This is a genomic window from Mesorhizobium sp. CA13 (assembly GCF_020165235.1).
GTDB lineage: Bacteria > Pseudomonadota > Alphaproteobacteria > Rhizobiales > Rhizobiaceae > Mesorhizobium.
The window spans coordinates 407,332-427,151 of sequence record NZ_JAIUHS010000003.1 but is presented as its reverse complement, the minus strand read 5'-3'; the positions used below and the strand labels follow the sequence as shown (position 1 = coordinate 427,151).

General features: G+C 62.2%; 24 protein-coding genes and 1 riboswitch. Of the genes, 7 read left to right on the top strand and 17 right to left on the bottom strand.

Annotated features, from left to right (window positions below):
• Positions 1–57 precede the first annotated feature (57 nt).
• From LB566_RS11060 to LB566_RS11035, 6 genes are all read right to left on the bottom strand, one after another.
• Positions 58–1,119 (bottom strand): ABC transporter substrate-binding protein, encoded by a 1,062-nt coding sequence (locus LB566_RS11060; RefSeq protein ID WP_318012771.1) that lies wholly within the window; start codon positions 1,117–1,119, stop codon positions 58–60.
• Positions 1,120–1,158: 39 nt separating this feature from the next.
• The gene (locus LB566_RS11055) at positions 1,159–2,142 is read right to left on the bottom strand and encodes a PfkB family carbohydrate kinase (protein WP_224624432.1); all 984 of its coding nucleotides are present in this window, start codon (positions 2,140–2,142) and stop codon (positions 1,159–1,161) included.
• Positions 2,139–3,191: an ADP-ribosylglycohydrolase family protein gene (locus tag LB566_RS11050; RefSeq protein WP_224624431.1), complete on the bottom strand. Its 1,053-nt coding sequence runs from the start codon at positions 3,189–3,191 to the stop codon at positions 2,139–2,141. Before LB566_RS11050 ends, LB566_RS11055 begins: the two co-directional genes overlap by 4 nt.
• A 3-nt stretch (positions 3,192–3,194) precedes the next feature.
• On the bottom strand, positions 3,195–3,920 hold the full coding sequence (locus LB566_RS11045; RefSeq protein ID WP_140553753.1) for a GntR family transcriptional regulator: 726 nt from the start codon (positions 3,918–3,920) through the stop codon (positions 3,195–3,197).
• A 441-nt stretch (positions 3,921–4,361) separates the two neighbouring features.
• Complete coding sequence (locus LB566_RS11040) at positions 4,362–4,526, bottom strand: DUF3309 family protein (protein WP_023757858.1); 165 nt, start codon at positions 4,524–4,526, stop codon at positions 4,362–4,364.
• A 183-nt stretch (positions 4,527–4,709) separates the two neighbouring features.
• Positions 4,710–5,498, bottom strand: coding sequence for a methyltransferase family protein (locus LB566_RS11035; protein WP_224624430.1), 789 nt, complete (start codon positions 5,496–5,498; stop codon positions 4,710–4,712).
• 116 nt (positions 5,499–5,614) lie between these two features.
• Between LB566_RS11035 and LB566_RS11030 the strand changes: the two genes are divergently transcribed.
• From LB566_RS11030 to LB566_RS11020, 3 genes are read left to right on the top strand one after another with little or no spacing between them, the layout of a single operon-like run.
• Positions 5,615–6,394, top strand: a complete 780-nt coding sequence (locus tag LB566_RS11030; RefSeq protein WP_224624429.1) for a tetratricopeptide repeat protein — start codon at positions 5,615–5,617, stop codon at positions 6,392–6,394.
• A gap of 3 nt (positions 6,395–6,397) precedes the next feature.
• Entirely contained in the window at positions 6,398–6,988 is a 591-nt protein-coding gene (locus LB566_RS30495) for a tetratricopeptide repeat protein (protein ID WP_224624490.1), read from the top strand.
• Positions 6,876–7,607 carry a tetratricopeptide repeat protein gene (locus LB566_RS11020; RefSeq protein WP_224624489.1) on the top strand — a complete coding sequence of 244 codons (732 nt, stop codon included), beginning with the start codon at positions 6,876–6,878 and terminating at the stop codon, positions 7,605–7,607. The genes LB566_RS30495 and LB566_RS11020 overlap by 113 nt, the downstream gene beginning before the upstream one ends.
• A 163-nt stretch (positions 7,608–7,770) precedes the next feature.
• On the opposite strand, the gene LB566_RS11015 is transcribed toward LB566_RS11020, so the two are convergent.
• The 4 genes from LB566_RS11015 to LB566_RS11000 all read right to left on the bottom strand — a co-directional run bounded on the left by LB566_RS11015 (position 7,771) and on the right by LB566_RS11000 (position 11,002).
• Entirely contained in the window at positions 7,771–8,793 is a 1,023-nt protein-coding gene (locus tag LB566_RS11015) for an ABC transporter substrate-binding protein (RefSeq protein WP_224624428.1), read from the bottom strand.
• On the bottom strand, positions 8,786–9,553 hold the full coding sequence (locus LB566_RS11010) for an ABC transporter ATP-binding protein (protein ID WP_224624488.1): 768 nt from the start codon (positions 9,551–9,553) through the stop codon (positions 8,786–8,788). Before LB566_RS11010 ends, LB566_RS11015 begins: the two co-directional genes overlap by 8 nt.
• Positions 9,550–10,305 carry an ABC transporter permease gene (locus LB566_RS11005; protein WP_224624487.1) on the bottom strand — a complete coding sequence of 252 codons (756 nt, stop codon included), beginning with the start codon at positions 10,303–10,305 and terminating at the stop codon, positions 9,550–9,552. The genes LB566_RS11010 and LB566_RS11005 overlap by 4 nt, the downstream gene beginning before the upstream one ends.
• A gap of 88 nt (positions 10,306–10,393) precedes the next feature.
• Positions 10,394–11,002 (bottom strand): Ykof family thiamine-binding protein, encoded by a 609-nt coding sequence (locus LB566_RS11000; protein ID WP_224624427.1) that lies wholly within the window; start codon positions 11,000–11,002, stop codon positions 10,394–10,396.
• Positions 10,993–11,106: riboswitch (TPP riboswitch) on the bottom strand. It overlaps the preceding gene by 10 nt.
• Before the next feature lie 218 nt (positions 11,107–11,324).
• Between LB566_RS11000 and LB566_RS10995 the strand changes: the two genes are divergently transcribed.
• Positions 11,325–11,642 (top strand): hypothetical protein, encoded by a 318-nt coding sequence (locus tag LB566_RS10995; protein ID WP_224624426.1) that lies wholly within the window; start codon positions 11,325–11,327, stop codon positions 11,640–11,642.
• A gap of 156 nt (positions 11,643–11,798) precedes the next feature.
• Here LB566_RS10995 and msrA read toward each other — a convergent pair whose 3' ends face one another.
• The 6 genes from msrA to LB566_RS10965 all read right to left on the bottom strand — a co-directional run bounded on the left by msrA (position 11,799) and on the right by LB566_RS10965 (position 14,273).
• Entirely contained in the window at positions 11,799–12,317 is a 519-nt protein-coding gene (gene msrA / locus LB566_RS10990; protein WP_224624425.1) for a peptide-methionine (S)-S-oxide reductase MsrA, read from the bottom strand.
• Between the two features lie 183 nt (positions 12,318–12,500).
• A complete protein-coding gene (locus tag LB566_RS10985) occupies positions 12,501–12,812 on the bottom strand; it encodes a hypothetical protein (RefSeq protein WP_224624486.1) in 312 nt (103 codons plus the stop codon).
• Positions 12,813–12,911: 99 nt separating this feature from the next.
• Positions 12,912–13,112, bottom strand: a complete 201-nt coding sequence (locus LB566_RS10980; RefSeq protein ID WP_140553741.1) for a hypothetical protein — start codon at positions 13,110–13,112, stop codon at positions 12,912–12,914.
• Positions 13,097–13,336 (bottom strand): ABC transporter permease, encoded by a 240-nt coding sequence (locus LB566_RS10975; protein ID WP_140553739.1) that lies wholly within the window; start codon positions 13,334–13,336, stop codon positions 13,097–13,099. Before LB566_RS10975 ends, LB566_RS10980 begins: the two co-directional genes overlap by 16 nt.
• Positions 13,333–13,533: a hypothetical protein gene (locus tag LB566_RS10970; protein WP_140553738.1), complete on the bottom strand. Its 201-nt coding sequence runs from the start codon at positions 13,531–13,533 to the stop codon at positions 13,333–13,335. The genes LB566_RS10975 and LB566_RS10970 overlap by 4 nt, the downstream gene beginning before the upstream one ends.
• 2 nt (positions 13,534–13,535) lie before the next feature.
• Positions 13,536–14,273 (bottom strand): glycoside hydrolase family 108 protein, encoded by a 738-nt coding sequence (locus tag LB566_RS10965; RefSeq protein WP_140553736.1) that lies wholly within the window; start codon positions 14,271–14,273, stop codon positions 13,536–13,538.
• A 182-nt stretch (positions 14,274–14,455) separates the two neighbouring features.
• Between LB566_RS10965 and LB566_RS10960 the strand changes: the two genes are divergently transcribed.
• From LB566_RS10960 to LB566_RS10950, 3 genes are all read left to right on the top strand, one after another.
• Positions 14,456–15,283, top strand: coding sequence for an O-methyltransferase (locus LB566_RS10960; RefSeq protein WP_140553734.1), 828 nt, complete (start codon positions 14,456–14,458; stop codon positions 15,281–15,283).
• Positions 15,284–15,321: 38 nt separating this feature from the next.
• On the top strand, positions 15,322–15,987 hold the full coding sequence (locus LB566_RS10955; protein ID WP_224624424.1) for a class I SAM-dependent methyltransferase: 666 nt from the start codon (positions 15,322–15,324) through the stop codon (positions 15,985–15,987).
• Positions 15,988–16,323: 336 nt separating this feature from the next.
• Positions 16,324–17,199 carry a hypothetical protein gene (locus LB566_RS10950; RefSeq protein ID WP_224624423.1) on the top strand — a complete coding sequence of 292 codons (876 nt, stop codon included), beginning with the start codon at positions 16,324–16,326 and terminating at the stop codon, positions 17,197–17,199.
• A 176-nt stretch (positions 17,200–17,375) separates the two neighbouring features.
• Here the strand turns inward: LB566_RS10950 and LB566_RS10945 are convergent, their stop codons facing one another.
• Positions 17,376–19,784 (bottom strand): hypothetical protein, encoded by a 2,409-nt coding sequence (locus LB566_RS10945; protein ID WP_224624422.1) that lies wholly within the window; start codon positions 19,782–19,784, stop codon positions 17,376–17,378.
• Positions 19,785–19,820: the final 36 nt, after the last annotated feature.

Here is a 19,820-nt window from a genome sequence, read left to right as displayed (position 1 = left end):
CTCCCCCGGATTGGGAGGACCAACCGGCGAGAACACCGGCCGGCCCCGACGCGCGTTTTATTTCACGTCAACCTTCAGCTGCTGCCAGAGCGTAAGATAAGCTTCGCGCTGGGCATCGGTGATCGGCGCCTGGAACTGGATGCGCTTGGCGACCGCGGGATCACCCATCACCTTGCGGTTGAACGCATCCTCGGGCAGCGCTTCCACCGCCTTGGTGTTGGCCGACACTGGTGCACCGACCTTGGTGACCCATTCGACATAGAATTTCGGGTCGATCATGTAATTGATGAAGGCTTCGGCGCCCGCGACATTCTTGGAGCCGACCGGGATGGAGAAGGCGTCCAGCCAGGCGACCGCGCCTTCCTGCGGGATCACGAGCGAGACCGGCAGCTTGAAATGCGTCTTGGCGCGGTCGGCCGAACCGCTCCAATAGGTGCCGATGTCGATCTGATTGGAAGCCACCATTTGGTTCCAGTCGTTCTCCGAGCTCCAGAAGGTCTTGATCTGCGGCATCAGCGAGGTGAGCTTCGTCTTGACCGCATCCATATCCTTGATGTCGTTGATGTTCTGGCCTGTGGCGATGGCGCCGAACTGCACGGCCTCGACGGCATCGTCGCGGATGACGACGCGGCCCTTATGGGCGGGATCCCACATTTCCGCGATCGATGTCGGCGGCTTGTCGAAGGACTTTTCGTTGATGGCCAGGGCGGTCAGGCCCCACACCCACGGCACGCCATAGACCTTGCCGTCATGGTCGAGCATCGGCGAGTTCGCCTTGTCCTTGCTGATGTCGGCATAGTTGGGCAGCTTGGAGGTATCGATCGGCTGGATCAGCTTTTCAGCCATCGCCTGGTCGTTGAAGGCGGCGTTGATCATAACGACGTCATAGAGACCGGGATTGGTGCGGATCTTGGTCAGCATTTCCTGTTCGGAATTGAAGAAGTCGTTGACCACCTTATGGCCGGTCGCCTTCTCGAAGGCGGCGATCGCCCATGGCTCGTCGGCGCCGTAGCCCTTCCAGTTGAGCACATGCACCTCATCGGCCATGGCGCCAAGGGTAAGTGCGGAGGTGAAGACGGCAGTCGCCGTCAACAGGACAGTCAAGTCAGGCATGCGCATGTTCGTTCCTCTCTTCGTTTGCCCGCTTCCCGGGCTTTGTCAGGCTGTCTGATGGGCCTTCCGGTCCTGGCCTCGCGCGCCGGTCGAGGGATCGTCGGCATGGCTCAGGAAAGTCTGGATTTCCGCGTCTGTTGGCGCCGATGAACCGCCATGGCGGGTGACCGAAATGGCCGCCGCGGCATTGGCGTAGCGCGCCGCCTCGAAAGGCGGCATGCCGCGCGCCAGGGCGCTCACGAAGGCGCCGATATGAGCGTCGCCGGCGCCGTTGGTGTCGATAGCGGAGACCTCGAAGCCGGGAATGGTTCGGGCGGAGCCGCCCGCCAGTCGGATATGGCAGCCCTTGGCGCCGCAGCGGATGACGACGCCGTCGGCCTTGCGACAATGATCGGCAAGCAATCGTGCCGCAAGGGCGTCGGCATCGCCCGGGCCGGCAATGTCGGCGGCTTCCGTCGCGTTGCAGCTCAGCCAGGTCGTGCGGGCGAGCACCCGCGACAGGGTGGCGCGCGAAATGTCCGAAACGACCGGCGTCGGATCGAAGACAAGTGGAATGTCCGCCGGCAGCGTCTCCATCCAGTCGGTGAGCGCGCCGCGGCTGCCGGGATAGCTCAGCGTATAGCCTGACGTGAACACCCAATCCTCGGTCGAGACCAGCACCGGCGCCATCATGTCGAGGCTGAGCACGCTCTCCGCCCCCGGCCACGACACGAAGGTGCGTTCGGCATCGCTGGAGATCATGGCGACGCAGTTGCCGCTGTCCATCAGAGGCGAAGGCTGCGTCAGAATGTTGATATCTTCGGCGGCGAAGGCGGCGCGCAGGAAGTCGCCATTGGGTCCGCTGCCGAGCTGGCCTGCGAATACCACCTTCATGCCGGTACGGATTGCCGCGACCATCATGTTGAAGCCGCCGCCGGCGACTTGCGCGTAGCTCGAAGCGGTCTTCTCCGTACCGGGCGCCGGCAAGGCGTCGATGCGGTAGACATAGTCGACCACCGCGCTGCCGACATGGACGAGACGCCCGTTCATGCCGCCGCGTCCTTGCCAGGGCCGGTCTGCTCCGGGCGGCCCTTCGACGTCCGCGCCGCCACGAGGTCGGCGGCCAGTGCTCGGACGTGCGACATGTCGAAGCCCTTGAGGGCGGCGATGCGGTCCTGCGGCAATCGTGAAAGGCCGGTGCAGGCGCCGGCCATGCCTGCGGCGATAGCGCCGATCGTGTCGGTGTCCCCGCCGAGATTGGCGCTGATGACGGCCGCCTGCCAAGCATCGCCGCCGGCGATTTCGAGCACCGCAAAGGCGGCCGGAACAGATTCCTGGCTGGCGACACCTGTGCCGACCAGATCGGTGATCACCCGGACTGCATCTCGCGGCGCCTTACCGCGCACCAGACCCTGCGCCCAGGCGATGCGTGCGGCGATGTCGCCGCCGGTCACCCAATAGCCGTGTGTCGCCCCTCGCCTCGCCCCTACGACGGCACTGTCGGACGCGGCGCGCCAGTCGCCGCCGGCGATGCCGCGGCTGACAGCGGCCGCAACCGCCGCGGCGGAAGCAATGGCGATCGAGGTGTTGTGTGTTGCCCGGCAGGTCTCGGCCACCTTGTCGACGAGCGCATCCAGCGGCTCCGGCGGCATCATGATGCCGACCGGCGCGATGCGCATGGCCGCGCCATTGGTATCGCCGCTGCGCCCGGCGTCCTCGGCTGGCACGCCCTTGTTGATGGCGTCGATGGCGCGCTTGGTCGACGGTCCCAAAAGGTCGTAGCTGCCGCGCGCCTTGACCTCGCGCTCCCAGTCGAGCAGCGCGTTGACCCAGCGCGCATGCTCGAAGCGGTCGCCTGAAGCAACGAGGATGCGGCCGAGCAGCAGCGCCTGTTCGGTATCGTCGGTGATAGTCCCGGCCGGCAGCCCTTTCGATACCGGATGATCGGCGAAAGGCGCGACAAAATCCTCGACATGGCCGTAGAGTTCAGCAATCCGCCCCGGAGATAAAAGCTGCGTCGGCATCCCAAGCGCGTCGCCCAGCGCCCCGCCGACGAGCGCACCCATGGCGCGATCCATCTCAAGCTCGCTGTCCGGCATTGCTCAGAACCTCATATGCAGCGCGAAATGGGCGGGATTGAGCAGGCTGGTGACATATTCGACCGGCCGCTCATCGGCCGCGCGCGTCAGGCGACGGCCGCGCAGGAAAGGCGTGCCTTGCGGGCAACCGAGGATAGCGGCGTCATGGGCGTTCAACATCTCGATGTCGACCCACTCCTCGCCATGGTCGGGTACAAGCCCCGCTTCGCGCAGCGTCTGGTGCAGCGAGCCTTCGCGCAGGCCCCGCAGCGGCACATCCTCCAGTTCGGACGACAGCGGCAAGCGGCTGCGTTCGATGGAGATGGCATGGCCGTCGCTGGCATTGGTGCGGACCCGGTCGACGGCGATGAAGAGCGGGCTTTCGATGCCTAGCAGCACGGCAAGGTCGGGGTCCTCGATCACCTCCAGTCGCAGCGTCCGGGTATCGGCGTTGGCGCCGGCATTCGCCAGCGCGCGCGACCATCCGATCGCATCATCGACCGGCTTGCCGTCAAAGGTGACGAAGGATCCGATGCCGACCTTTGTGGTGATCAGCCCGCGGCTGGACAGTTCCTCCAGCCCCTTGCGCACCGTGTTGCGGCTGACGGAAAAGCGCTGGACGAGTTCATTTTCGCTTTGCAGACGGTCGCCGAAACCCAGCACGCCGGAACGGATCTCGTGTTCGAGAACGGTGGCGATCTGCTCGGGTTTGCCCGTGCCGGGAGACAGTTTGATCGCGCTCCGCTTCATATAAGTACCTGTATAATGAACCTGTCTAATCCTGTTTAAGATTTCCTGATATCTCGAGCTTGTCAATGGCAGGCCCGGTATGTGCGCGGTGCGCTGCTTTCCAAAATCAGCCGGCTGCAGGCGACGAAGAAGGATTCGCCACTCTGGACGCATCTTGCGGTGGTGATCCTATCGGCAGAAGAACGAAAGCCCGCTCCGGGAACCGGGGCGGGCCTTGGAGGAGGACAAGGGTGGGACCTTTCCTCTTGCTTTCCACGGGGGGAGGTGTGGACAGAAATCACCTTACGGGAGTTTCGCCAGACTCCGGATCACAAGCCTGTTTGCCCGCATCACGATCCGGTGCGCGCCGGCATTGGTACGGTCACGGGCTCGCGATCAAGGCCAATGCATGTCGCCCAAAAGCGGCTCTCGCCCTTGTGAGAACGACGTGCACAACGCACCTTAGATGCGTCCAAGCACGACCAGAATAATGACGATCAGCAACACAAGCCCCAGCCCGCCGCCGCCATAATAACCGGTTCCATAGAACGGACCGCCGCCGAGGCCGCTGAAGCCGCCGAGCAAGGCGAGGATAAGGATGATGATAAGGATGGTTCCAAGGCTCATGGCTTCCACTCCCGCAGGCACTTGCGCGCCGGTTCCGGCACTTCTGGGTTGAGAATGTTGCTGGTAAGATGAACGCTTTGATCGCGTTCATGTTCCATTTGATGTCTGACATCGAGACGGGCCGCCGGCCGGGCGGGTCGGCCAGAAGGCAGCAACTAGGTGTCTCGAATCAGGGAAGGGTCGTCAGGCGATCCCGTAAAATAGCCTATAGGGCACGCGGTTCATGTACTCGCGATACTCCGGCAAGGTGGCCAGCAATGCCTCCTCGCGCAGGATACGATACAGCTGAAGGAACGTGATCACGGCGTAGACGGCGAGATTGTAGAACGAAAAGGCCGACAGCAGAAATAGGACGTGGCCAGTAAGATAGCCGGCATAGATCGGGTGCCGCACCAGCTGATAGGCGCCGCCCGTCATCACGCCGCGATTGGCAGGCAGGATGGCGAAGGAACGGCCCAGGGAAATCTTTCCCCAGATGACGAAAGACAGCGCCATGAGCTGCAGCGGCGCGGCGACATAGACCGGAATGACGGCCACTCCCGGTTCGAGACTGATGAGGGCGGCACCGAAACTGGCGATCACGGAGACGATGACGGTAAGCGGGTTCCAGTCACGCACCACCGGTCGCCGCGACAGGAGCAGCCAGGTGAAGGTGAGTATCTCGGAAATCGCCACCAGCGCGACATTGAGCCGAGTCGGATCCTGCACGAGTCGATACACGCCGCCATAGACAAACAACCCCGCGCAAGCCAGTGCGCAGGCGCGAAAGAAGCCTTCGCGCAGATCGACCAGGATCTCGCGCTTGCGCGCCGCGGAGAAAAACCCGTCCTCGTCGCCGCGTGAAAGCGTTTCACTTTTTGACATGAGCAAGGCGAATACCCGATGGTCCTCTCGGGCGACCTTTGCACGCAACCATTGCCGGGCAGTTAACCAACAAGATCGGATCGACGGCAAGTTAACCGTCTCGATCATTGCGATGACATCAGATCCGCCGGACGATTTGCAATTTATGCTTGCATATTAAGAACAAAAAAGGAACAATGAGAACATTGCCGCCAAGGCGATCAAGTTTTTGGGGGACCAGCGACATGATGAGCTGGAAGGATGCGGGACTGACCGCCGCCGCGATTGAATTTCGTGCGCTGACAACCCTTGTGCCCAGTTGGTGGCCTTTAGTCGCGCTTGGCGCCGTACTCGCCCTGAACATGCCTGCGCTCGCTGCCGAGAAGGATTATGCCACCTGCATCGGCGAGGACATCGAGCCGGACAAGCGCATCGTCGCCTGCACCGCGATCGCGGAGGATGCCGCAGAGCCGGCCGGCATCCGCGCCACAGCCTATTTCCAACGGGGCGTCACTCTGGGCGACCAGAAGCAATACGACCGGTCGATCGTCGACTACAGCGAGGTGATCGCGCTCGATCCGAACGACGCTTCCGCATATCTCAACCGCGGCGCCGACTGGTTCAGCAATGGAGACGACGACCGCGCGATCGCGGACTTCAACATCGTCATCAGCCTGGAGCCGTCTTCCAGCGATGCCTACAGCAACCGTGGCCTCGCCTTCCTGCACAAGGGCAGCCGCGCAAGGACGCTCAAGGGAGACAGCGCCGGAGCGGCGGCGGATTGCCGGCGCGCCATCGAGCTTGATCCGATGCGGGCAGGAAGCTGCGGGGATCAGCTTGCCACCGACCAGAGCAAGCCGGCACTGTTGCCGGGCACCCAACAGCAAAAGCAGCGAGCCGTCGTTCCGGATATCGCTGCTACCCAAGACACGCTGGCCGCAAGGGCTCTGGAGGCGACCGACCCGCGCGCCCTCGAAGCGATCCTTGGCGGCGATGCCTTCCTGGACATGGGCAAGTACGATTAGGCGATCGGCGCCTACAACAAAGCGATTGCGCTCGATCCGAACAACCGGTTCGCCTATTACGGCCGCGGCAAGGCCTGGGCCGCCAAACGCGCTTACAAGCAAGCGATCGCCGATTACGACACGGTCATCCAACTCGCCCCCAATTTTGCTGCGGCTCATTCCCGCCGGGGCCTCGCCAAGATCACGTCAGGCGATGCCGAAGGCGCTCTTGCCGATTGCAGCCGGGCCTCAACACTCGATCCAAAAGCGCGCGACGCCTACTTCTGCATGGGCATGGCCTGGCACGCCAAGGGCGACGTGGCGCGCGCGATTGCCGCCTATTCGGTAGCCATCGAGATCGATCCGAAAGACGACGCCAGCCATTATGGGCGCGGCATGGCGCGTGCTGACAGGAAGGACTATGACAAGGCAATCGCCGACTTCGGCCAGGCGATCAAGCTCGATCCCGACAATCGCGATTACGCGGTCGCCCGCAAGGCGGCTGTGGCTGCGAGGGGACAGGGCGATATGGCGGCCGCTACGCCCGCCGCCGTCAGCTCGGCGGCGGTCGCCGCCAGTTCAGCCGCCGCTTCGACAAAATCCGAGCGATACTGATTCTGCCGCCAAGGCGCTTTTCGCCAAGGGTCGGAGGCTGCATGAGAAAAACGACTATGACGGCGCCATAGCTCTGTATGGCAAAGCGATCGCACTTGTCCCGGCATTTCATGACGCCTATCTGGCCCGGGCCATGGCTTGGGAGGCCAAGAACGATTACGCTCATGCTGTTGCCGATTACACGCAGGCGATCGCGATCAATCCGAATATAGCCGAAACCTACTACAGTCGCGGCCAGAACCTCAGTTTCCAGGAAAACTACGACGGGGCGTTTGCCGACTTCGAAAAGGCCATCAATCTCAACCCCGCGGACGCGAGGGCCTATGCCGATCGAGGCCTCCTATGGATGGGAGGGCACGAGGACGTCGCCGCGCTGCGCGATTTCGAAAAGGCCATCAGCCTCGATCACAAGAACCCCTTTGGCTATTTCGGTCGAGGCGTGATCCGAATCAGCAGAGCGGACTATGCAGGGGCCATCGCGGATTTCAGCCAGGCGATAAGGCTCAAGCCGGATTTCGCAACCGCCTACCAGGCGCGGAGCCGGGCGTGGGAAGCCAAGGGCAACCGCAAGCGTGCTCAGGCCGACCGCAAGAAGGCGCTGAGCCTAGGGGTAGATTAGACGGGCTTTAGGGGGCGCGGATTTTGCGTTGGAGTGGTTTGGGCGTAACGGCAGTCGCCGCTCTGTGCTTATTGCGGTAATGGTTTTGCCTTGGCCGCAGCTTTGACGAGACTGACGAAAGGCAATTAGCTTGAGCAGCGCTGGCGCCGATGCGGCTTGATCCCTACCCCAGATAGAAGTTATTGAAATAGTTTCCAAAATCCGGCTTCCGGGCAACGGGCTCGCCGTCGCCATTCCGGAGGATCCCTGCGGAGAAGAGATAGGAGCCGATCGCTTCCATCTTGGCCGGGTCCATGCTGCCGATGGCGCCGTTTTGCCCACGCAGATAGTGCCCATCGATCAGCGCCTTCAGCGAGGCATGGATCAATGCCGGATTGGTCAGGGCATCCTTGTTGGCTGATATCAGCAGTGTGGCCGCTTCATCGGGATGATCGACGGTGAACTGGTAGCCGCGCCGCGTTGCCCGTATGAAGCCCGACGCCAATTCCGGATTTGCACGCAGATACGCATCGCTAGAGGAGATCAGCGTGGTGTGCTCGTCGGGCACGCCGTAGTCGGCATAGACGAAGCTTCGCTGTTTGACGCCTTTCAGTTCTGCCTCGACGCCTTCCCAGGTCGAGACCTCCAACGTGAAGTCGACCGAACCGTTGGCCAGCGCCTCATAGGCAGACGTGCCGAGCGTCACTGTCTCGAAAGCCCCCTTGCCGCCATCGTGACGGATGATGGTCGAGATCAGCGCGTTTTCCCAGGCGCTGCCAAAACCGCCATAGGTCAGGCCGTCAAGATTCTTGGGGCTTTTGATCTCGTCGCGCGCTGCATTGAACACCAGCCGCCCGGTTTCGGACTGCACTACGGCATAGACCGCCTTGAGATCGGCGCCGGCGGTTTTCTGGGTGAAGAGGCCGATGGAGCCGTTGATCCCGAAATCAGCAACGTGGTTGGCAACCAGCGTGCCTGCACCGGTATCGCTGTAGGGCAGGATGTCGACCTCGAGGCCGGCCTCGCTGTAAAACCCTTTGTCGCGAGCGACGAACAGGCCGATATGGTTGGTGTTGACCGTCCAGTCCAGCGCCACCGTTACTTTCCGGGCGGCCGCCTGGGCAAGAGATCGCCCTGGCCGAGCTACAAGGGGAAGGCCAGCAGCGGCAGTGAGCAGCAAGGCTTGCCGGCGCGTCAGATCAGTCATGGTCCATGTCCTTCTGGTGGCTCGGGTTGAGGAGGATGTCGAGGATCTCGGCTTCGAGGGTGCCGGCCTGCCGTGCGGCGCCGCCGGCCAGTTCGCGTGGACGCGGCAGCGGCACGTTGATCTCAGCGACGACGCGCGCCGGCCGCGCCGACAGCACATAGATGCGATCGGACAGGAACACAGCTTCGCGCACGTCGTGGGTGATCAGCAGCGCCGTCCAGCAGTGGCGCCGCCACATCTGTTCCAACCAGCGCTGCATGGCGGCGCGGGTCAGCGCATCGAGCGCGCCGAACGGCTCGTCGAGCAGCAGCATATCGCGTGCCTGCACCACGGTGCGCAGCAAGGCCGCGCGCTGGCGCATGCCGCCGGAAAGCTGCGCCGGAAAATGCCGTTCGAAACCGGCAAGCCCGAATTCGTCGAACAGCGGCGCAACGCGAGCGCGGGCAGCCTTGCGCCTGACGCCTTGCACCTCAAGCCCGAGCGTTGCGTTGTCGAGAATGCGCCGCCAGGGCATCAACGCGTCTCGCTGCGGCATGAAAGCGAAGTGCCGGCCATGGTCATCGAGCGGCTTGCCGTCGAAGAATATCTCGCCCTCGCCGTGAAGCGCGCCGGTCAGAAGCTGGAACAGCGTCGACTTGCCGGCGCCGGAGGGCCCCAGAATGGAGACGAATTCGCCGGCACCGACGCTGAGCGAAATGTCGGCAAGCACGTCGAGCCCTTCGAAGGCCTTGCGCACATGCCGCAATTCGAGCCGGTTCATCGCCAAGGCCCCTTTCCTGGGGCCTGACCGCCGGCGGCCCGTTCCCAGGGCATGGCAAGGCGCTGGACCAGCACCGTCAGCCCGAACAGGACGAGCGTCAGCACGGCGCTGACGGCGACGGCGGCCAGCACCAGGTCCGGGCGGAAGTTGTTCTTGGCGTTGAGCATGTAGATGCCGAGGCCCTTCGCCGCGCCCGCATATTCAGCGAAGATGGCGCCAACGACGGCATAGGTGATGGAGATCCTGACACCAGCGAAGAAGTAGGGCAACGCCGATGGCAGCCGCGCCAGGACGAAGACACGCCAGCGCCCTGCCCCCATGGCGCGCAGCATTTGACCGATCTCAGCCTCCGTCGCCTCATAGCCTTCGGCCAAAGCCACCAACATCGGAAAGAAGGTGACCAGCGCCACCAGCATGACCTTGGGCATCAGCCCAAAGCCGAACCACAGCACCACCAGCGGTGCAATCGCCACCAGCGGCAAGGTCTGGCTGACCACGAAGACCGGAAAAAGGGCGCGCCGCAATGGCTGGGAGAAGTCGACCAATATCGACAGCACAAAGGCACCGCTGAGCGAACAGGCAAAGCCTGCGAGCGTGGCACGTAGGGTTGGCACGCCGTTATCGGCCAGCGCGTGCCGGTTGAGCATTGCCTGAGCGAAGACGCGCGATGGCGCCGGGAGGATTGTCGGCTTGACGCCACCAAAGCGTGCATAGAGTTCCCAGGCGGCCAGCAGTAGCCCCACCGAAAGCATCGCCGGAGCGGTTCTGGCGATGAGGTCCACGATCGGACGCGAAGGAGCGGACGGGGAGGACACGAAGGTACCCGGAGCGGGCGCGCCGTCAGACGGCGGTGGGGCTGTTGGCCGAGACGGTGACGTCGAGCGTTACGTGGCCGGCACCCGGCCCGAAGCGGCAAAAGGCCTCGTTGAGTGCAGTAAAAATGGCGCCTGCGTCGCCGCGCAACTTTGTGCAGAAATGCTTGGAGCGCTCATATACGCCCGACTGCTTCAGGAAGTCGATGCAGCCATAGATCTCGTCCATGTGGTCGTCGGTGCCCATGACATAAAGCGAGAACTGGGCCGCCGCCGGCTGGCCGGTGACGGCCACGCCGCGCACGGCGGTGATAGCGGCTTCCTTGCGCGGGCCGAGCGGCCCGGCAGGTCCGCCAAACGCGTCGGAGCGGCAGATTGGATCGTCCGGCTCGCCCGGGCAGCCGCGCGAGATGGCGGCCGAAAGCACGCAATGCTTGCCGCTGCGCGCTGCCGCCACGAACAGGTCGCGCATGGCAGGAAACAGCACCTCGGGCGGTCCGACCAGCAGGGTCGAGATATCGTCGGTCTCAATCCTCAGTCGATCACGATAGGGATCGAGCGCGCCGAGCGCACCAAGGATAACGCCGACGAAATCGTCGGCCATGGGATATAGGGAAATCTGTGCGCCTGAAAACATCGCCCGCCTCGCTCCGCTGGTATTACCCAGATCAGCTTCTAGGGTCCGTGGGCTTGCCGCCCTCGTCTCAGCCCCGACCGTACGGAGCACCCCTGTGGATGAGCGCGTTAAAGCACCAATCGGGCGGCTATGAAAGCAGTTTTTTCAGGACCATCGCCGGAAATGCATTGCGCCAAGCCTGATTTATGGGCGGTTCCGTCGGGCCCTGTCTTGAGCGAAATTTGTCCGGAACCTTAGCCACGACGAGTGGTTGTCCCTATAGTCGCAAACGCGACGAACTTCGTAGAAACGAGCGAAGACTTCACAGAAATGGAGACAAACCATGTTCATGAAAATCCTCGCAGCTTCGGCTCTTACAATCGGTCTCGCCACTTCGGCGATGGCGCAAAATACTGGCGGAAACGGCGCCGATAATGGGCCTGGCAGTGGCCAATCGGTCACGGTCGACCCGAACACGCCGGCATCGCCGAACACGGTGGATCCTGGCACGACCGGCAGCACGACCGTCATGCCCGACGGCATGAATTCGAACGCGGACCGGAACTGTCCGGCCAGCCCACAAGGTGCTCAGCCGGATGCCAGCCACACCGCTCCGGGCACGGCTTCGCCGACCGTCAATGACAAGCATTGCGGCAAGTAGCCATTCGCCGAAACTGCCGGAGAACGCCACGGGACGCCTGTTCCGTGGCCTCTCCGTCTCTGGATGTTTCACCCTCGCCGAACAGGCAGGCGCCTGAAAATGCAACCCGCCATCGGCCGAGCCTGGCAGGAACCGGGCTTTGTTCGGTCGGGGCGCCTACGAAACAGCCTTTTCGCGAACCGGCAGCTTCCAGCCCGGCCTGACGAAATGACAGGTGTAGCCGTTCGGGTATTTCTCCAGATAGTCCTGATGCTCGGGTTCGGCTTCCCAGAACGCGCCGGCCGGAGCCACCTCGGTGACCACCTTGCCGGGCCACAGGCCCGAGGCGTCGACGTCGGCGATGGTGTCTTCGGCGACGCGCTTCTGCTCATCGCTGGTGTAATAGATCGCCGAACGGTAGCTCATCCCCACATCGTTGCCCTGGCGGTTGCAGGTCGTCGGGTCATGGATCTGGAAGAAGAACTCCAGCAGCGTGCGGTAGCTCAGCCTGGCGGGATCGAAATTGATCTCGATGGCTTCGGCATGGGTGCCGTGGTTTCGGTAGGTGGCATCAGGCACGTCGCCGCCGCTGTAGCCGACGCGCGTGGACAGGACGCCCGGGATGCGTCGGATCAGATCCTGCATGCCCCAGAAACAGCCGCCGGCAAGCACTGCGCGTTCGCTTGAAGTCGCCATATCAAATCTCCCCAAAGCAACTCCGGGAAAGGTTGTAGCCGTTTCCGTCCGGATTTGCGCAAGATAAAACTGGAGGCCCGGCGCTATGACAGCCGCTCCAGGATTTCCCATAGATGGGCATTGTCGTCGGCTTCGTCCAGTCGACGGGCGCGTCCTGCTGGCGATCACCACGGGCGCGCGGCGTCACTCCCCAGACTTGAACCTGCGCACCACGACCTCGAATACGATATCCGAGATCCACATGGCGCAGACGCCGATGAGGAATGCGGCCGCCAGCGTCGTGGTGTCGTCATTGGCCATCGGCAGGCCCATGGCGCGGGAATACTGGACCACGGGCAGCGTCAGATAGGCGGCGGCGAGCGCGCCGCAGATCGGCGAGGCCACCATCTCGCGCGGCTTGTAGCGGTGGCGCGACAGCGCTCGCAATATGCCGCCGGACAGGCCGGCGACCACCACCGGCACCTTGATACCGAGCAGGTCGAAAATATCATGCATCATTTCATTGTCTCGCGATCAGGCAACAGATGACCGATCCGGCACCGAAGATGAGCAGTCCCCGAGCAGCAGGACCCGAATCGAGCGGCAATACGATCGTCATGGTTTCCACCCGCACAGTTTCTCGCCCTTGCGGTTGTGCGCCAGCAGCGTTCTGACTTCCGCATCCGACAGCGCTGCGACGGCGGATGCGGACAAGCGCATCGGGCTCGAGACCGCGCAAAATCCGCCGGTGACGGTGGTACAGCCGGCTACCGCGACAAGTGCTGCGGCCGCTGCGACAATCAATCCCTTGCCCATGACCTGAGCTCCTTTCGCGCAGTGGCGGCGGGCAGCGCGCCGATATCGTTGTCAACCTGGTCGGCGACGTCCCGCGCCGCCGCCTCGGCCGCGGCCTGCCGGCTGCGTTCGGCGCGCTCGCCGGCAAGCCGCTGGCGAACACCCCAGCCAAACGCAGCGGCGATGGCCGCGCCGATGCCGAGAACGGTCGAATTGCCGAGCAGGAAGGAGAGGAGCGCGCTCATTGGTTTGGCGCGTCCTTGACGAGATAGCCGACGGCAAAGACGGCTAGCGGCAGCAACGTGGCCCACGTCTCGGCATCGTACCAGGATGGCCAGACATTGCGCACGAAGACGCCGGAAATCGAAACGGCGGCGGCGGCGATGGTCGCGGCCGTCAGCTTGTTGGTCGGGCGGATGGTCGGCTGGGTTATGGTGGCCATGATCAGAACATTCCTTGCAAGGCGGCGGCGATGTGTTGCCAGGCGGCGTAGGCGACGAGCAGGCACGCGGCAATGATGCCGCCCGCCTTGGTGGCGGCTGGGATGTTGGCGTCGGCAGGCGCCGCCGCGAGCGGTTCGACGGCATCTACGGCAGCAGCGCCGCCCGGCGCCGCCGCAGCAGCGGTCGGTGCAGGATCTGGCCGCGTGGCCGATGCCTCGCCTGCCCCGGCAGCCGTCAGCAGCAGCGCCTGTGCGCGGACGGATCCGATCCGGCTCGACCAGCCTTTGCCGAAAGTCGGCCAGGTCGGAAGCCGCTTCAGGAAAGCCAGGCGGGCATCGCAGAGATTGTCGATGACGACAGCGGCCGGTCTGGAACCGACGGCAGCGAGCGTCTCGGGCCCGATGCGGCCGTCCTGGACGGTGCCGACCACTGCTTGAAGATATTTCGCCGCCCTGCCCGGCCCGCTGTTCACGGCAAAATCGAACACTGCGTAATCCACGCCGTCGGGCAACTCGGCGCCAGCAATCGCATCCCAGTAGAAGCGGCGGTACACCGTGGCGAGCTGGGCATCGCTGATCTTCCTGAGATCCGCCTTGGCGGCATCCGCCTTCACGTAGCGGCGGAAATTGGCGAGAGTGACGCCCTTCATGGTGGCGCCGCCCGAATCGGCCGGATTGTCCGACCAGCCGCCTTCGGATTTGAGGACGAGCGCAAGCGCCCGCGTAAAATTGCGGTCCATGATATCCCTTTCGATTTCTGGTTGATGGGGTGAGTGGGTGATCGCCGGCAGCACAGAGGTGCGGATAGTCGCCGTTGCGCGCGCCTCGGCGCCTGCTTGCAGTGCATCAAAACCGAAGATCGCCTTGCGCGCCGGCCGGCGCATGGTTAGAAAAATGCAACTTCAGGACGAACAGGTCTGGGATGAGAGACTTTGTTGGCGCCGCGCGGCGCCTGGCCTTCAACAGCCTGTCGGCCGCCATCGATCGCCGCTGGAACGTCGACCCGCTGGGCTCGGCGCCGCGTGCCCCGAAAGAGGAATATCTGAGGCTGTTCGAAGCCACCCGGCGCGTCTCATTCCCTGAGATCGACAGGCTCGAAACCGAAACCGGCTTTGCCGTCGATCGCGACTGGCTCGACGAACTGGCCCTCCACACCCAGATCACCATCAAGACCAACGCGCTCGCCTACCCGCACGGGCGGGTGCTTTACAGTCTTCTTCGCCGCCAGCTGGCCGACAGCCCAAGGCCGTTCACCACCGTCGTCGAGACCGGCACCGCGCGTGGTTTCTCCGCGATCTGCATGGCCAAGGCGCTCGCCGATGCCGGCGCCTGCGGGCATGTCGTCACGCTTGACGTCCTGCCGCACCATCACCGCTTCTACTGGAATTGCATCGACGACCATGACGGCAGGAAGTCGCGCGCCGAACTGCTTCGGCCGTGGCAGCCGCTGGCCGACCGGATCATTTTCCTGCAAGGCGATTCACTCTTTCAATTGCCCAGGGTCGGCGTGAACCGGATCCATTTCGCCTTCATCGACGCGCAGCACACCAGGAAGAACGTGCTGGCCGAGCATCGCTGCGTTTCGGGCGTTCAGCGCGAGGGCGACATGGTCGTATTCGACGACGTCACGCCAGGGTCCTTCGATGGCGTGGTCGAAGCGGTCGCCGAGATCGAGCGGCAGGGCCGGTACGAGGTGCGCCGTCTGAACGCATCCAGGCAAAGAACCTATGCCTGGGGCATCAGGCGGTGACGAGACGACAGCCCGGATAAACCATCGGAGGCGAGACCTTGCTCAGAAATATCGCCCGCAGGCTTTATCTCGGCACGCGCCGGAACATCGACACCCGCCCCATGGCGGCCGATGACTACCTGAAGGTGCAGTACAGGGGCGACAAGCTGGAATATGTGCTGCCTCGCGTAAAGATCATCTCGACGGTCCAGTACCTGATCCGGTTCCTCGAAGGGCGCCGCCCGCCGTCGTCGATCCTGGATGCCGGGGCGCGCGACGGCTGGACCGTCAGCCTCTTCAACCAGCTCGGACTGGACAACGTCACCGGCGTGGAACTGATCGAACCGCTGGTGGCGCACGCCAGGGCCAACGGACGCAATGTCGTTCAGGGCGACTTGCATGAACTGCCGTTCGCCGACGGCTCTTTCGGCCTGGTTTTCTGCCGGCACACGCTGGAACACACCATGGATCCAAAGAAAGCCATGCGGGAGCTGGTGCGGGTCTGTGAACCGGGCGGCATCATCTTCATCACCCTGCCGATCGAGCGCAATGCGCGGGGCAAGCACACGGTGGCCATTCCCAATCTGCGGCTTTTGAAGCAGCTTGCGCTGGATGCGGCCGGCCAGCGGATCGACATCCTGAAGATCGCCCGCTCCGCCGAGACGCGCGTGATAATTCCCGACGGCGACGAAGCGCTGCTGATCCTGCGCAAGAAACCGAACTAGCGCACCACCCAGCGATTCAACCTGACCGCGCGGCCGTGGGTTTCAGTCGCCGGCTCGGCTTAGTTTAGGTTGGAAAGCTAACGCTTTGTCCACCGGCGATAGTTGTCCATGTGTGTCAAACCCAAGATCGCCTTGCGTGCCCGACCGCGCATGCTTAGAAAATTGCAACTCAAGACGAACATTTTGAGAGAAAGACTATGCTGGCGCGTCGGGCCTGAAATGTGGGTGAACCAATCGTATGCCCCCCAGACTCGTCAGACTATGGGGAAGCTACAAAGACTGACAAAGCCTACGATCGGCGTAGCGGTTGCCCTGTGCATATGGATCGTGAATTGGATGGCGATCAGAGGAACGCCATTTCCCGATCTGCAGAACTACATCCAGAATTTCGACAAAGGAGCATACTATGTTTCTCCTGATGCCGCTTCACTGATCGATTGGTATGCCCAAGAATACCTTTGGCGGAAGGGTATCTACGCTCTCAAAGAGAGCTTCGAACTAGCCAGCATCTTTTCTACCCTGACCTTAATTTCCTTGGTAGTCATCAGCGTCTACGTGGCAGTCAAAGCCTCGTCCCCAACCTACGTCCTTTTGCTAATCCACCCTCAGTTAATCGATCTCGTATTCTCTCAAGTACGATCGGCTGTCGCCATGGCCGCAATCTATCTGGCCCTCCTATTGCCATGGCGCCTGGTCAAATATGCATTGGTGGGGATTGCACCCTTCATTCATTCTGCGGTCCTGGTCTTTGCCGGCGCGTTCGCAGTGGGCCAAATTATCACGGGCTCCGATATTTGCGGGCGCCGCCATGTGCTAATTTCCACATGCTATATAGCGGCTGCAGTTGTTGCCGTGACCATCCTCAAAAGTTATCTTCTGGGCTCGATTGGTGACAGGCGAGCGACGATAGAAATTACTACGAGCGGATTCCTGCTGACGATGATGGTAACCGCGTATGCTGTCCCTTTCCTCTTCTTTAATCATCTGTTCAGCAGGAAGTTTGCCGCGTTTGTTGTAGTTCTCGCTTCATCACTTTGCCTGGGGATGTACCTCTACAATCAGAATGGCATCCGGTTCGTCGCTCTTGCGATTCCAGCGCTTGCCGTTGCAATCTCCAGCATTCCTGATCTTCACTGGCGCCGCCTTACACTAATTGCGGCTCTGACGTCACAAGTTGTTTTCTTCGGCTATTGGGCCAAAGGTATTCTCTAATGAAAACCTTGCGATGGATGGCCCACCAGTATCTTGCCGAAGGAGATCGGTGGCGGATTGCATGTATCGAGGTATTCGGCTTAATCTGGCGGAACGCGTTTTTCCAAGCCTTCTTCTGGTTGATGGTCGCCGGCAACCTCCTGGCTATGTTCTTTGGTGATTGGTTGATCCGTTGATTAGCCTCCGAACTGCCATTTGCGGACTACAACAGTCATCACGCCGCTGCCTGGGTCCTTCGTTACCCCTGTGTCGTTTGCAATGATTATGTCGACAAGATCAGCGGTGACGACCCCGGCGTACTTAATCGTGCAACCCAGCAGGTCGGCGCTAAATCCAACGCCCGTTACTAGGTCACCACGAACGGCACCCGGTACGGCAACCTGCACAGTCAGGGTTGTCCCCGTTGGGATGCCCGGGGTTGGGTTTACGAAAACCTGCCCCACGGTACGCAACTCGCTTTCCGCGATGCCGTTGAAGGACGTGATGATCGCGCCACCGCTGATGTTCATGTGGTTGCCGCCCAGCCAGTTTTTCCCGCCGTCCGTAACGCTAGCGAAACGCAGACCGTTGGTGAACGTCACCCCTGTGGTGGCATCGAACACGTTATTGGCGATACGGCAGCCCACCAGCTTGGCATTCTGGACAAGGATACCGTCATCCACTGTACAGCCGATGCTGGGCGCGAGGAAGCCACCGAGGACATTGCCCTCCACAATCAGGCCCGCGAACAGCCGGTTGCCGGCATTACCCGCTATGCGGATAAAGGACGAGATGTCTTGGCCCGGAGAGAACCGGAACTGGTTTCCCCTTACTGCCCCACTAACGGGGTCGTTAGCCTGATCGTTGGTGATCTGTATTCCTTGGTTCTTCTGGGTGGCCCTATAGGTGGACTGAGACAGGTCGAACATGTTTCCCTCACAGGAAAATCCGGTCGTCCGGTTAATGATGATACCGTTGTGAGGCACATCATTGAGCATGTAGACCTGTAACCAGTTCCGGTTGACCTGCACACCCACACCGTCACCAATCCAGATTTGGCAATTGCCTCCAGCGCCCTTCGTCTTCACACCCTCAATTTGTGTGCCATTGCCGAAGTAGGATAAAATGTTGGCGCAAGGAATTGCTGCCGGCACAGTGAGGGACGTTCCATCCCCACAGCAATCCTGCACGTCGCCGTTCTTAATGCGCAGAGAGGCGGAACGGTAATCGAGGATACCGAACCGGTCAATCTGTGAGAAGAGCGGGTTTTCGATGAGGCAATTCTGCGTATAACCCATGTAGATGCCGCCACCACACCGCAGGATTTCAATATCTCGGTACGTACATCCGAGGCCGCCCTTGTTGTTGACGCCACATGCAGGCATCGTGCCCGCATTGTCGAAGGATCCGCCCTCCGGGCCGGTACCACGGAAGCCGTCGATACAGACGCGCTCCATAATGACTCCCTGTGGCAGCGCGGAGCCGCTTTGAAAACCATCCGTATCCCATAGCGCGAAGGCATGGCCGTTGCCGGCGGCCCCGGTCAATTGATTGCCAAGCGCCTTAAAATCGCGAAATCCGAGCCGCAATGTGTGGCCGACCAGACGAAACAGTGGCGCGCCATTGATCACTGCGCTCGTGATGGTCGAAACGTCGCGGCCGAAGCCTTCGACATCGAATAGCCCGAGAGCGATATCGATCGTTTGGTTGATCGTGATATTCGTTGGTGGCAGGCGGATTGTGCCGCGATCCTTGCCGTCGACGATCTGGACCGCCGCAATCAGCGCCGCCGTGTCGGCCGCTGCGTTGCCTAGCCCACTGCCGAGTTGACGTAAGTCAACGACGCTTTCATTCAACACCCAAAAGCCGCCATTGACCGCATCGGTTGTCCCGTCCGGCATGAAACGGTCGGCGGATCGGAAATAGGCCAGCGCCGGGTAGCCGCCGGCGGTGATCGCGGCGCGCGACATGCGGGCATAGTTGGCGCCGCCCACCAGGGTTGCCGGGGTCGTGAAGACCGGGGCGTAGAACTGGGTCCTGATGCTCTTGACACCGGCAGCGATCGTCGAGCCCGATGCCGTCGCCACGGAAGCGTAGATCGGCACGTTGACGCCCGAAACCTGCGCGGCGTCGGCGGCATATTGCTGGGCCAGGTCGCGCGCGAGTTCCGCGATGTGGATGACTGCCGCCAGCGCTCCGCCGATATCTGCGAGCGGATCATCCGACAGATAGTAGGAGATCACGATGTTGCTCGTGCCGATCACCGGGTTGAGGGTCTGGAAAGCGTAGACCAGGCCACCCGAAACAACCCCCTCCTGCACGTGAACGGTCGTTCCCTTCTGCATCGTGCGCGTGGTGCGGGCGTCCGCCGCGCGGTACCAGTAGCCCTCGCTCGCCGTGTAGATGCCGTTCAGCCGGGCGTCCGACTGGTTCTTGACCAGTACCCGGTCGCCGACGGCGGTCGAAATCCCATCGATTGTCTTCAGGCCCAGGATCCAGGCAACGCCGTCGACGATGACCGTCTCCAGGTTTGCCGTCGTCGCCAGGCGCACGGGTTCGCGCTCGCCCGTCAAAAGGCGAACGGCGGCAGTTGCGGGTCGGGCCATGAGGCTTGCTCCATAAAAAAGCCTCGCGAAAGCAAG

Excerpts from the sequence above, each read along its gene's own strand:
- LB566_RS10965 (WP_140553736.1), bottom strand. The coding sequence starts at position 14,273 with ATGGACCGCAATTTTACGCGGGCGCTTGCGCTCGTCCTCAAATCCGAA.
- LB566_RS10970 (WP_140553738.1), bottom strand. The coding sequence starts at position 13,533 with ATGGCCACCATAACCCAGCCGACCATCCGCCCGACCAACAAGCTGACG.
- LB566_RS10980 (WP_140553741.1), bottom strand. The coding sequence starts at position 13,112 with ATGGGCAAGGGATTGATTGTCGCAGCGGCCGCAGCACTTGTCGCGGTA.
- LB566_RS11040 (WP_023757858.1), bottom strand. The coding sequence starts at position 4,526 with ATGAGCCTTGGAACCATCCTTATCATCATCCTTATCCTCGCCTTGCTC.
- msrA (WP_224624425.1), bottom strand. The coding sequence starts at position 12,317 with ATGGCGACTTCAAGCGAACGCGCAGTGCTTGCCGGCGGCTGTTTCTGG.
- LB566_RS11000 (WP_224624427.1), bottom strand. The coding sequence starts at position 11,002 with ATGTTTTCAGGCGCACAGATTTCCCTATATCCCATGGCCGACGATTTC.
- LB566_RS10960 (WP_140553734.1), top strand. The coding sequence starts at position 14,456 with ATGAGAGACTTTGTTGGCGCCGCGCGGCGCCTGGCCTTCAACAGCCTG.
- LB566_RS11045 (WP_140553753.1), bottom strand. The coding sequence starts at position 3,920 with ATGAAGCGGAGCGCGATCAAACTGTCTCCCGGCACGGGCAAACCCGAG.
- LB566_RS11035 (WP_224624430.1), bottom strand. The coding sequence starts at position 5,498 with ATGATCGAGACGGTTAACTTGCCGTCGATCCGATCTTGTTGGTTAACT.
- LB566_RS10995 (WP_224624426.1), top strand. The coding sequence starts at position 11,325 with ATGTTCATGAAAATCCTCGCAGCTTCGGCTCTTACAATCGGTCTCGCC.
- LB566_RS11055 (WP_224624432.1), bottom strand. The coding sequence starts at position 2,142 with ATGAACGGGCGTCTCGTCCATGTCGGCAGCGCGGTGGTCGACTATGTC.
- LB566_RS11005 (WP_224624487.1), bottom strand. The coding sequence starts at position 10,305 with ATGCTTTCGGTGGGGCTACTGCTGGCCGCCTGGGAACTCTATGCACGC.
- LB566_RS11050 (WP_224624431.1), bottom strand. The coding sequence starts at position 3,191 with ATGCCGGACAGCGAGCTTGAGATGGATCGCGCCATGGGTGCGCTCGTC.
- LB566_RS11015 (WP_224624428.1), bottom strand. The coding sequence starts at position 8,793 with ATGACTGATCTGACGCGCCGGCAAGCCTTGCTGCTCACTGCCGCTGCT.
- LB566_RS10950 (WP_224624423.1), top strand. The coding sequence starts at position 16,324 with ATGGCGATCAGAGGAACGCCATTTCCCGATCTGCAGAACTACATCCAG.
- LB566_RS10975 (WP_140553739.1), bottom strand. The coding sequence starts at position 13,336 with ATGAGCGCGCTCCTCTCCTTCCTGCTCGGCAATTCGACCGTTCTCGGC.
- LB566_RS11030 (WP_224624429.1), top strand. The coding sequence starts at position 5,615 with ATGATGAGCTGGAAGGATGCGGGACTGACCGCCGCCGCGATTGAATTT.
- LB566_RS10985 (WP_224624486.1), bottom strand. The coding sequence starts at position 12,812 with ATGCATGATATTTTCGACCTGCTCGGTATCAAGGTGCCGGTGGTGGTC.
- LB566_RS11060 (WP_318012771.1), bottom strand. The coding sequence starts at position 1,119 with ATGCGCATGCCTGACTTGACTGTCCTGTTGACGGCGACTGCCGTCTTC.
- LB566_RS10945 (WP_224624422.1), bottom strand. The coding sequence starts at position 19,784 with ATGGCCCGACCCGCAACTGCCGCCGTTCGCCTTTTGACGGGCGAGCGC.
- LB566_RS11010 (WP_224624488.1), bottom strand. The coding sequence starts at position 9,553 with ATGAACCGGCTCGAATTGCGGCATGTGCGCAAGGCCTTCGAAGGGCTC.